The following is an 11,795-nucleotide window of genomic DNA, read 5'->3' on the forward strand; positions in this document are numbered from 1 at the left end:
GTCCCGAGTGCCCGGTAGGCACACTCTCGCTCCATCACGGTCGACCAACCGTTTGCCCCCCGACGTTCGACACTCTCGACCCATATCGAGTCAAAAGGCCCCCGCCATGTCGTATCCCCCCTCTGTCCGCCCCCTGTTTATCCGACGGTTCGCCGCGGTCGCGGCACTGTCGCTGCCGTTGTCACTACTCGTCGCCGCATCCCCCGCTAGCGCATCGGCGCCGCCGGGCAACTTCAACTCCTCGTTCGAATCGGCCGACCCGCAACCCGCGACGAGCACCGTCGAGGTCACGAACGGCCGGCCGGTCCAGGCGAACCTGAGCGGATCGAACCCCGGCCTGCCCGGCAGCCTGCGCGGCCAGGTCGGCGCGGTGACCGCGAGCGCGGAGAACCCGCCGGGCGAAACCGCCGTGAAGCTCAAGGACGACGATCCGTCGACCAAGTGGCTGGCGTTCAACCCGACCGGCTGGGTGACCTACCAGCTGGACAAGCCCGCGGCGGTGGCGAAGTACTCGCTGACCTCCGCGGGCGACGCGCCGGGCCGCGACCCCAAGGACTTCACCGTGCAGGGGTCGAACGACGGCGGCACGTGGACCGACCTGGACAGGCGGACGGGGGTGAGCTTCGGCGGGCGGTTCGCCACCAACGTCTACAGCTTCACCAACACGACCGCTTACGCCTACTACCGGCTGAACGTCACCGCGAACTCCGGTGACCCGCTCATCCAGCTCTCCGAGTGGAACATCAGCGACGGCTCGGACACCAGGCCGCCGGCCACCCCGATGGTCAGCGTCGCCGGTCCCGGACCGGTCGACGGCGCCAACATGAAGCCGGGGGCCGGATTCACCGGAGTGACCGCGCTGCGGTACGCGGGATACGCCGAAGCCGCCGGTCGCTCGTACGCGACCAACAAGCTGTTCGACGTCGACATCCCGGTCGGGCCGAAGACCCGGCTCTCCTACAAGATCTTCCCCGAGTTCACCGGTGCGGACGCTCAGTACCCGTCCACCCATGTAGCCGTTGACCTGCACTTCACCGACGGCAGCTACCTGAGCGCCCGTTCCCCCCTTGACCAGCACGGCTACCCGCTCACGGCCGCCGGGCAGGGCGCGTCGAAGGTGCTCTACGTCAACGAGTGGAACGCGGTGCAGTCCGAGATCGGGTCGGTCGCGGACGGCAAGACGATCGACCGCATCCTGCTCGCCTACGACGCCCCCCAGGCCACCGCCTCGACCCGTTTCCAGGGCTGGCTCGACGACATCACCCTCACGGGCGTCGCCACCCCGATCGACGGCTCCAGCCTGACCAACTACGTCGACACCCGGCGCGGGACCAACGCGACGGGCGGGTTCTCGCGTGGCAACAACCTGCCGATCTCGGCGGTGCCGAACGGCTTCAACTTCTTCACGCCCGTCACCAACGCCGCGTCCAACTCGTGGCAGTACGACTACCAGCGAGGTAACAACGCGGCCAACCTGCCCACGCTGCAGGGACTCGCGATCTCGCACGAGCCCAGCCCGTGGATGGGTGACCGCAACCAGATGTCGGTCATGCCGGTGCCGGCCGGCGGCTCGCTCACCGGAGCGCCCAGCGCCCGGGCACTCGCCTTCAGCCACAACGACGAGGTCGCGCAGCCGGACTTCTACCGGGTCAAGCTGCAGAACGGCCTGATCGCGGAGATGGCGCCCACCGACCACGCCGGGATCATGCAGTTCACCTTCCCGTCCGGGCAGGCCACCGGAAGCCTCGTCTTCTACAACGGCACGTTCACCATCGGTACGGACGGCACGTTCACCGGCTGGGTCGACAACGGAAGCGGCCTGTCGGCCGGTCGCAGCCGGATGTTCGTCTCCGGTGCCTTCGACCGGGCGCCGACGGCGTCCTCCGCCACGTCCGCCACCTTCGACACCTCCGCGAAGCAGCAGGTGACGATGCGCATCGCGACGTCGTTCCTCTCGGCCGACCAGGCACGCAAGAACCTCGACCTGGAGGTCACCGGCAAGAGCTTCGACCAGATCCGCGCCACCGCCGCGGCGGCGTGGAAAGACCGGCTCGGCCGGATCGAGGTGCGGGACGCGACCGAGACGCAGCTGGTCACGCTGTACTCGAACCTGTACCGGCTGAACCTGTACCCGAACTCGCAGTCGGAGAACACCGGCACCGCCGCCCAGCCGCGCTGGCAGTACGCGAGCCCGGTGTCGGCGCCGACCGGCACCTCGACCGCCACGCAGACCGGCGCGAAGATCGTCGACGGGCAGATCTACGTCAACAACGGGTTCTGGGACACCTACCGCACCGTGTGGCCCGCCTACTCGCTGCTGTACCCGGACATCGCGGCCAAGATCGCTGATGGGTTCGTCCAGCAGTACCGCGACGGCGGGTGGGTCGCCCGTTGGTCGTCACCCGGCTACGCCGACCTGATGACCGGCACCAGCGCGAACGTCGCGCTGGCCCAGGCCTACCTCAACGGCGTCAAACTGCCCGACCCGCTCGCCGCGTACAACTCCGCGGTCAAGGACGCGACCGTCGCCTCCGGGCGCGGCGCGGTCGGCCGCAAGGGCATCGAGACCTCGCTGTTCCTCGGCTACACCCCGACCTCCACCGGCGAGTCGGTGTCGTGGGCGCTGGAAGGCTTCATCAACGACTACGGTCTCGGCAACATGGGCGCGGCCCTGGCCAAGGACCCGGCCACGCCGGCGTCGGAGCGCAAGCGGATCAAGGAAGAGTCGCAGTACTTCCTGGAGCGTGCCCGCAACTACGTCAACCTCTTCGACACGAAGACGAAGTTCTTCCAGGGACGCGGCGCCAACGGCACGTTCCTCACCGGCGACCCGCTGGACTGGGGCGGCGTCTACACCGAGACCAACGGGTGGAACTTCGCGTTCACCGCACAGCAGGACGGCCAGGGACTGGCCAACCTGTACGGCGGGCAGAAGGCGCTGGAGCAGAAGCTCGACGAGTTCTTCGCCACCCCGGAGAACGCCGACAAGCCCGGCGGGTACGGCGGCACGATCCACGAGATGATCGAGGCGCGTGCGGTGCGCATGGGTCAGCTCGGCATGAGCAACCAGCCGTCGCACCACATCCCGTACATGTACACCTACGTCGGCGCGCCGGCCAAGACGCAGGCGATCGTGCGGGAGATCCTGCAGCGCCTCTACGTCGGCGGCGAGATCGGCCAGGGCTACCTGGGTGACGAGGACAACGGCGAGATGTCGTCGTGGTACATCCTCAGCTCGCTGGGCCTCTACCCGCTGCAGGCGGGCTCGTCCAACTGGGTCATCGGTTCGCCGCAGTTCACTCAGATGACCGTCCACCGGCAGAGCGGCGACATCGTCGTCAACGCGCCGGGCAACAGCACGAAGAACGTCTACGTGCAGGACGTGAAGGTCAACGGGAGAGAGCAGCGCGATGTGTCCATCGACTCGTCCGTGCTCGCCCATGGCGGCACGATCGACTTCGAGATGGGCCCGAAGGCTTCGTCCTGGGGCGACGCCAAGAACGAGGCACCGCCGTCACTGACCAAGGGCGACGAGGCGCCCAAGCCGTTGCAGGACACCACGGGTCCCGGTCTCGGCACCGCGACCACGAGCGACGGGCAGAACGCGTCGAAGCTGTTCGACGACTCGTCGACCACGCAGATGACCTTCACCTCCGGCACGCCGCAGGTGAACTGGACCTTCCGCAGCGGCAAGCAGACGCCGACGTACTACACCCTGACCTCAGGGGCGGGCCCGGGCGACCCGGCGAAGTGGAAGTTGGAGGGCTCCAACGACGGGATCACCTGGACCGGGATCGACTCTCACAGCGACGAGGTGTTCTCGTCGCGCAACCAGACCCGGCCGTTCAGAATCAGCCATCCGGCGCAGTTCGCGCAGTTCCGCCTGGTCGTGACGGAGACCGTCGGCGCCGCGCAGACCAACCTCGCCGAGATCGAGCTGCTCGCCGGCGGCGACGTCCAGCTGGGTGGCGGCGCCATCACGGTCCTGGCCGAGAGCAGCGTGCACGCGACGTCCGGCGCCGCGGTGTCGGTGCCGCTGGCCTCCGTCACCGGGGGCACCGCGAGCGGCTACCAGGCCACGGTCGACTGGGGTGACGGCTCACCGGCCACCGCGGGCACCCTGTCCCTGAGCTCGCGGGGCGTGTACAGCGTCAGAGGCTCGCACACCTACGCCAAGCCGGGTTACTACCAGGCCGGCATCACGGTGACCGACGGCACCGGCCTGGGCTCGGGAACGGTCGGGGTCGACGTGGCCTACGCGCCGAGCTCCGGCCTCACCGCGGCCTTCGACACCGTCTGCATCGGTGACGAGGGCGTCCAGGCGGCGAACTGCGACGCCAAGTCGTGGGCGTACTCGCGTGCCGCTCTCGCGGCGGCGGGTGTGACCCAGGGCCGCCAGCACGACGTGCCCGGCACGGCGCTGCACTTCACGCTGCCGGCGATCCCGGCGGGGCAGATGGACGACGCGACCGGCAACGGCAAGAAGATCGTGCTGAACCTGCCGGACGACGCGAAGAGCATCGCGTTCATCGGCGCCGGCACGCAGGGCAACCAGAGCACCACCGGCACGGCGACGTTCAGTGACGGCAGCACGGCCGCCGTCCCGATCCAGATGAGCGACTGGACGCTGGGCGGCAACCCCAGTGGTACGCCGTCCTACGGCAACGTCATCGTCGCCAAGACCGCCTACCGGCTGCTCGGCACGAGCCGGGACGGCGCGCAGCCGTTCCTGTTCGCCACCGCGCCGTACCAGATCCCGGCGGGCAAGAAGCTCGTCTCGGTGACCCTGCCGGCGCAGACCGGTGAGCCGGGCTCGACGGGCAGGATCCACGTGTTCGCCGTCGCCGACGACGGCACTCCCACCCCGGTGCTGGAGACCACCGCGCCCCAGGGCCAGACGGCCACCCCCGGTCAGGCCTTCTCGGCGGACCTCGGTTCGGTGACCGGTGGCGTCCCCGGCTCGACGGGCTACCAGGCCCGCGTCCAGTGGGGTGACGGAACGGTTCCCGCCGACGCCACGGTCGGCTCGTCCGGTGCGATGAGCGGACAGCACACCTACACGCAGGAGGGCACCTACACGGTGCACGTCACCACATGGGACACGCTGTCGAGCGGTACCTCGACGTTCACCGTGACCGTGAAGCAGACCGGGGCGCAGCCGTCGATCTCGGTGTCGGCATCCGCCATCGTCGCCGCCGGTGACCCGATCACCGTCGACGGCAGCGGGTTCGCCACCGGAGAGCGGGTGACCGTCAAGCTCGGCACCGAACAGGCGCGCAGCGTGACGGTCACGGCCTCGGAGAAGGGAGCGGTGCACGCGTCGATAGCGGCGTCCGATGACGCGCAGCCCGGCCGGTACTCCGTCACCGCCGCCGGCACGTCCTCGAAGACGCCGGCGACGGCGACCGTCCAGGTGGCCGAGGAGCCGGCGGCGCCCGAGTACCGACCGCAGGTGATGCTGTCGACCACCTCGGGGCCGCGCGGTACGGCGATCGTCGTTGACGGTTCCGGGTTCGCGCCGAACGAGGCGGTCACGATCGGTTTCGGTGACGGCCTCTCGTCCGGCACCGTGCACGCGAACGGCGACGGTGTCGTCTCCGGCGCGACCGTCAGCGTTCCGGGGGCGGCGAAGCTGGGTTCGACCGACATCACGCTGGCCGGCGCCAAGTCGGCGACCCGGGTCGAGCTGACCTTCGAGGTCACCGGCTCGAACTAAGCAAAAACAGTTGAAACCGCAGGAGGGCGGGGGCCGTATCACGGCCCCCGCCCTCCTGCGTTCTGCGTCCTGCGGGTCAAGGGGTCGCAGGTTCACGTCCTGTCATCCCGGCCAGGTTTCGCCGGTCGGAAGGGGCGCCACCCGATAGGGAGACACCGAGTCACCGCGGAACGATCCACAACAAGCGCTGGACGCTCTTCCCCGTGTGTCCCCGATAGGTCCCCTGATAGGGAGGCACCGAGTCCACCGCGGAGGCGCGTGTGCACCGGCAGGAAGCCACTTCACAAAAGCCGGACAGGGCGGGCCGCCGAGTGGCGGCCCGCCCTGTCATCGGGATCGGGAGTGGGATCAGCCGTTCGCCGCGGTGAACGCGGCCGCTCCGCCGACGATCGGCAGCTTGACCGTGCTCTTGACCGTGTCGAGCTGCAGCGTCGCGCCGGGGGCGGGCCGGATGGTGTACTCGTAGTCGCTCGACAGCAGCACGATGCCGATGCGGTGTCCCGTCTGGAACACATAGTCATGCGGCTGCATGTCGAAGTCGAGGTTGTACGTCCTGCCCGGCCTGATCGGCTCGCTCTCCGAGAGCGACTTGCGGTTCTGCGGGTCCCTCCAGCCCCGGGTGATGATCTTCGCCTTGCCGTTCTGGTCGTAGTCGACGAGCAGCGCCGTGACGTTCGCGGCGGGCTGGCCGAAACCAATCTGCAGCGATACCTTCGGCGTGCCGCTGAGCCGGACCGCGCCGGACAGTGCCCCCGACTTGTAGGCCAGGCGGTTGGGAGACGTCACCGCGTCGGCGAGGGTCTGCGCCGTCTTGGACGCGTCGTCGACGATGGTCTCGGTCATCGGCCCGACCCGGGGGGTCTTCTCGCGGGTGAGGACACCGACGGTCCCGTCCGTGCTGGGCGCCAGGTTGAGCTTGGCGTCCGCTGCGGTCGGGTCGGGCCACTCGGGATATGTCACCAGCGTCCTGTCCTCGCGCTGGATCAGAGCCCGAGGGTCGTTCTCCACGCCGTTCTGGTAATCCCACAGGTAGCGGGTGAACCAGCGGTTGAGCACGTCGATGCTGGGGGAGCCACCGTGGCCGCCCTGGTGCAGGTAGATCTTGTGCGGCACGTTGCGTGCCTTGAGCGCCTCGTACCACTGCGCGGCCTGCTTGGTCTTGACGTTCCAGTCGTTGAGCCCGTGCGCGACCAGCACCGCGGCGTGGACCTTGTCGACGTCGTTCATGTAGTTGCGCTCGTCCCAGAAGGCGCTGTAGTCGCCGGTGACCCGGTCCTGGTCCTTCTCGAGCTGCTCGATGACGCTTCGGCAGATCTGCCTGTCCGCGCGGGTGTAGACGTACTCCGCGAGCACGTCGGCGTCCTCGCCCTGGTAGCCGCCGGCGGCTACCACGGCGCCGTTCGCGCGGTAGTAGTCGTACCAGCTTGAGATCGCCGAGATCGGCACGATGGCCTCAAGACCCTCGACACCGGTGCTGGCGACCGCGTTGGGCAGGGTGCCGTTGTACGAGGTGCCGATCATGCCGACCTTGCCGGTCGTCCACGTGGCCTGGACCTCCCCACCGGCGGCGTCGTAGGCCTTCGCGCGACCGTTCAGCCAGTCCACGACGGACTTCGCGCCGATGGTCTCGTTGCGCCCACCGGTGGTCGGACAGCCGTCGGACTTGCCGCTGCCCAGCGACTCGGCGTGGACCACCGCGAAACCGCGGGGCAGCCAGTTGGACTCATGGCTGGTGCTGATGGCGGGCTGCGGGCCTGTGTCGGCGGCGAGCCTGCCGACGTCGGTCCCGCCGGCGGTCCCGTCGGCGGTCGCGGCGGCCATTCGCTCGTCGGTCGCCGGGTCCAGCAGCGAGCCACCGCGCTCCAGCAGGCCCTTGCTCTTGCTCTTGTCCGGGCGGACCGCCTGGTTGAGCTCGTGGTCGACGTTGTGGTTCGTGATCTCGTTGCCGCCCGCGTAGTAGGGGCTGGCCTCGTAGACGACGGGCGACTTCAGGCCGCCGGTCTCGGTCTCCTGGAGCCGGGTGACCTCGGCGTGCACCCGGTCGTTCCGGCCGTCGCCGTCACTGTCGACCGGGGTCTCGACCCATACTTCCTGGCGGATCCAGTCGTTTCGGTTCGACGAGAACACCGGCTGGGCCATGCCGTTCTGGAAGACCGGCTCGACGGGGGCGTTCGCGACTGCGGGGGCCGAGTTCGCGGCAACCCCCGTGAGGGTCATGGCGACGGCGAGACCCAATGCCGCGGCGCCGCGGCGTGCTGATCCAGGATTACGGAGGGCGGTCGGTGTCACAAGACCCGTCACCCGGCGCGATATGGACATCGGTAAAGTTTCCCTAACAATCAGGCGCCCGAAGCCGGAGAAACGGCCTCGGACGAGGGTAAAGGGACCGTAAAGACGGCCCGCCCGAATGTTATGGAGTGGGTGTGCCGAATGTCTATGGATGACCGTTGTTTCTTGATTGTGGCGTTTCCGACAAATGTCGAGATTTCGGCGGCTCGGACTCACGCGCCCTGAGCGCCGCCTGGCGTTCGCGGGGCAGGCCGACGGATCGGCGGGAAATCGGCGCCCGCGTGGCGCGCGGCCTTTGCGGCTCCGAACGGCGCCGGCTGATTTAAGGTTGCATTGCTCATATCGCATGATCAACCTGCGATTGGGGCTATCTCCCCTCATGCTTTGAAGCCGAGGTCGAGGAGAGGTCCCATGTCCCGCAGACATGCATTTACCACGGGATACGTCCTAGCGATCACCGCACTTACCCTGGCCGCGGTTCCGGCGGGCGCCGAACGCCGGGCAGCGGTTCAAATGGTTTTCCCACCCGCCGTGATGACCGCTCCGGCCGCGCTGAGACCGCCGCCGGGCATGCTGGAGGCACTCCAGCGCGACCTGCGTCTCAGCAGGGCGCAGGCCGAGGCGCGCCTGCTCAACGAGGCCCGCCTGGTGCCGATCGAGGCGCAGATTCGCGAGGCGCTCGGCAGTCGCTTCGGCGGCTCCTGGCTCAGGGGAAGCAGCGCGCACACCCTCGTGGTGGCCACCACCAGCGCCGCCGACATTCCCCAGATCCTCGCCATGGGCGCCCAGACGGAGGTCGTGACCAGGTCACTGGCGGAACTGGTCGCGATCAAGGAGAAGCTCGACCAGACTCTGCCCGCGCGGCCGCTGGTGTCGGGCGTGCGCTACGTCGACGTCAAGCGCAACAAGGTGGTCGTCCTGGCCCCGCAACCCGACGAGACCCAGAACGTCGTCGAGAGCGCCGACGTGGAGACCGACGCGGTGCTCGTGCTGCCCTCCACCGAGGTGCCCCTGCCCCTGTACGACCTGGTGGGCGGCAACGCCTACTACATCGGTGTCACGAGCCGCTGCTCGATCGGCTTTCCCGTGCTCAAAGGCACCCAGAACGGTTTCGTCAGCGCCGGCCACTGCGGTAAGAAGGGTGACACCACCACCGGCTTCAACCGGGTCGCCCAGGGAGTCTTTCAGGGGTCCTCCTTCCCGATCAACGACTACGCCTGGGTCGCCGTCAACGCCGACTGGACATCCCAGCCGTCGGTGGACAACGGCGATGGCGGCACCGTGCCCGTCGCCGGCGCCAGGGTGGCCATCGAGGGCGCCTCGGTCTGCCGGTCCGGTTCCACCACCGACTGGCACTGCGGCGTGATCCAGCAGCGCGACGCCAGCGTCACCTATCCCCAGGGCAAGGTCCTGGGGCTGACCCGCACCAACGTCTGCGCCGAACCCGGCGATTCGGGCGGCTCCTTCATCTCCGTCGACCAGGCCCAGGGGGTCACCTCCGGCGGTTCGGGCGACTGCAGTTCGGGCGGCACCACCTACTTCCAGCCGATCGGCGAGATCCTCACGGCCTACGGGCTGTCCCTGAAAACCACCGGCGGCACCCCGCCGCCGGTCACGGGCGCCTGCACCGGCTACCCGAACACCGCCTCCGCCACCCTGGCCAACGGCCGGTCCGCCTACCAGCCGAACAACCTCTACTATCGGTCGACCTCCGGAGGCGTCCACTCCGGCTGCCTGGACGCCAACGCGGGTGTCGATTTCGATCTGTACCTGCAGAAGTGGGATGGCTCGACCTGGCCCACCGTCGCCACCTCCGAGGGCACGGGTCCCGACGAAAAGATCGTCTACACGGGCACGGCCGGCTACTACCGCTACCAGGTGGTCTCCTACAGCGGCTCCAGCCCCTACACCTTCGGGTACAGGGCGCCGTCGTAACCCGCCCCGGCCCCCCGCCTCCGTCGCTGCGGGTACGGAGGCGGGGCAGACAGCACTCGGACGCCTCGGTTCGATCGTCAGGTGAGGTGGGCGTCCACCGCCAGGATCGGCGCGTCCACGGAGACCGTCCCCGGATACTTCAGGCCCGCTCCGGTGTTCAGCACCACGACCTGGTCGTCCGCGCCGATCCATCCCGAAGCGCGCAGCTTGCGGGCCGCGGCGAAGGCCGCCGCGCCTTCCGGGCAGACGAAGGTCCCTTCCAGGGCCGCGACCTCCCGCAGCTCGGCCAGCAGTTCGGCGTCGCTGACCGTGATCGCGGTCCCCGAGGTCTCGGCCAGCGCCTCCAGGATGAGGAAGTCGCCGATGGGCTTGGGCACGTTGATGCCGAACGCCACGGTCCGGGACCCCTCCCAGAACCGGCTCTCCCGCTCCCCGCCCTCGAACGCGCGAACGATCGGCGCGCACCCCTCGGCCTGGACCGCGACCAGCCGCGGCGGCGGACCCGAGATCCAGCCCAGCTCCCGCAGCTCGTTCAGGGCCTTGTGAATGCCGATCAGGCCCACCCCGCCGCCGGTCGGGTAGAGGATCACGTCGGGCATCCGCCAGCCGAGCTGCTCGACGATCTCGATGCCCATGGTTTTCTTGCCCTCGATGCGGTAGGGCTCCTTGAGCGTCGAGGCGTCGAAGACCCGGCCGTCCGAGGCCGCGACCAACTCGCCGACCATTCGCCCGGCATCGCTGATCAGGCCGTCGACCAGGTGCAGGTCCGCACCCGCGGCCACGCACTCCCGCCGGGTGATCTCCGGTGCGTCCACGGGCATCACGATCGTGGCGGTCAGGCCGGCCCGGGCGCTGTAGAGGGCCCAGGCGGCACCGGCGTTGCCGTTGGTCGGCATCGCCAGCCGCCTGACTCCCAGCTCGGCCGCCCGGGACACTCCGACCGCGGCGCCGCGGGCCTTGAAAGAACCGGTGGGGATCAGCCCCTCGTCCTTCATCAGCAGTCGCGGCAGGCCGATCCGCTCGCCGTACCGCGCCATCGGCAGCAACGGCGTCATCCCCTCGCCCAGGGTGGTCACCGACTCCGGGTTCCTCACCGGCAGCAGTTCGTGATAGCGCCACAGGTCGGGGGAGCGTCGCGCGAACTCCGCGGGGTCCAGCGAGGAACGGACCGCCGCCAGGTCGTAGCGGGCGAGCAGCGGTGATCCACATTTCGTGCACAGGTTCTGCGGCCGCTCACTGTCATGATCGGCTCCGCACCGGCCACACTCCAGGTGGGTCAGCTGGCTGAAACTCATAGGTGCTCCCTGGTGCTCTTCTGCTGTCGGCCCTCACGCGGCCGGATCTTCGGCCGCGGCGCGATGGCACGTCCAAGTGTGTATACGGCGATACCAGACAGGCCACGCCGATGTCCAACGCGGGGCGCGGCGCGGGCTCACCGCGTACGGCCCGGTCGCGGTGAGGAGCCGCCGGACCCGTCGCCGAGAGCACGTCCCGTCCTGCGCTCGCGCCGGGTGTGCTCAAAAGCCTGCTGGGGCCCTCCTCGACGAGGAGGGCCCCAGCGCTGTGGTCGGCCGTCAGGGCGCCCGTTCTCCGGCCTGCGGGGTCAGAGCGGCCTGGGCTCCGCGTGGGTGTCGGCGGGTGGCGGCAACAGGGCGGCCGCCGCCACGACCAGCGGGTCCATGCCGCTGCCGGAGACTCCGGCGTCGGCGATCAGCCGGGCCCGCATCCTGGGATCCCAGAAGGTCCGGATGTGGTTGGCGATCTCCCGGGCCGCGAGGTCCGGGTCGCGGCGCTGGAACTGCGCCGCGATCTCGTTCGCCAGGCGAACGTGAGGAGGGGTGTGCGTCGAGGTCAC

The 11,795-nt window shown here is 69.2% G+C and carries 5 protein-coding genes; 2 read left to right on the forward strand and 3 right to left on the reverse strand.

Annotated features, from left to right (window positions below; translation table 11 throughout):
• Positions 1-106 precede the first annotated feature (106 nt).
• Complete coding sequence (locus tag DKM19_RS13870) at positions 107-5,716, forward strand: GH92 family glycosyl hydrolase (RefSeq protein ID WP_110696049.1); 5,610 nt, start codon at positions 107-109, stop codon at positions 5,714-5,716.
• Positions 5,717-6,064: 348 nt separating this feature from the next.
• Here DKM19_RS13870 and DKM19_RS13875 read toward each other — a convergent pair whose 3' ends face one another.
• Positions 6,065-7,933 carry a Xaa-Pro dipeptidyl-peptidase gene (locus DKM19_RS13875; protein WP_110705705.1) on the reverse strand — a complete coding sequence of 623 codons (1,869 nt, stop codon included), beginning with the start codon at positions 7,931-7,933 and terminating at the stop codon, positions 6,065-6,067.
• A gap of 483 nt (positions 7,934-8,416) precedes the next feature.
• Here DKM19_RS13875 and DKM19_RS13880 point away from each other — a divergent pair, with 483 nt between their 5' ends.
• Positions 8,417-9,940 (forward strand): S1 family peptidase, encoded by a 1,524-nt coding sequence (locus DKM19_RS13880; RefSeq protein ID WP_110696050.1) that lies wholly within the window; start codon positions 8,417-8,419, stop codon positions 9,938-9,940.
• A 77-nt stretch (positions 9,941-10,017) separates the two neighbouring features.
• Here DKM19_RS13880 and DKM19_RS13885 read toward each other — a convergent pair whose 3' ends face one another.
• Both DKM19_RS13885 and DKM19_RS13890 read right to left on the reverse strand, forming a co-directional pair.
• Positions 10,018-11,235 carry a threonine synthase gene (locus DKM19_RS13885; RefSeq protein WP_110696051.1) on the reverse strand — a complete coding sequence of 406 codons (1,218 nt, stop codon included), beginning with the start codon at positions 11,233-11,235 and terminating at the stop codon, positions 10,018-10,020.
• 308 nt (positions 11,236-11,543) lie between these two features.
• Complete coding sequence (locus tag DKM19_RS13890; RefSeq protein ID WP_110696052.1) at positions 11,544-11,795, reverse strand: formate dehydrogenase subunit delta; 252 nt, start codon at positions 11,793-11,795, stop codon at positions 11,544-11,546.

Source organism: Streptosporangium sp. 'caverna' (assembly GCF_003203775.1).
Classification (GTDB): domain Bacteria; phylum Actinomycetota; class Actinomycetes; order Streptosporangiales; family Streptosporangiaceae; genus Streptosporangium; species Streptosporangium subroseum.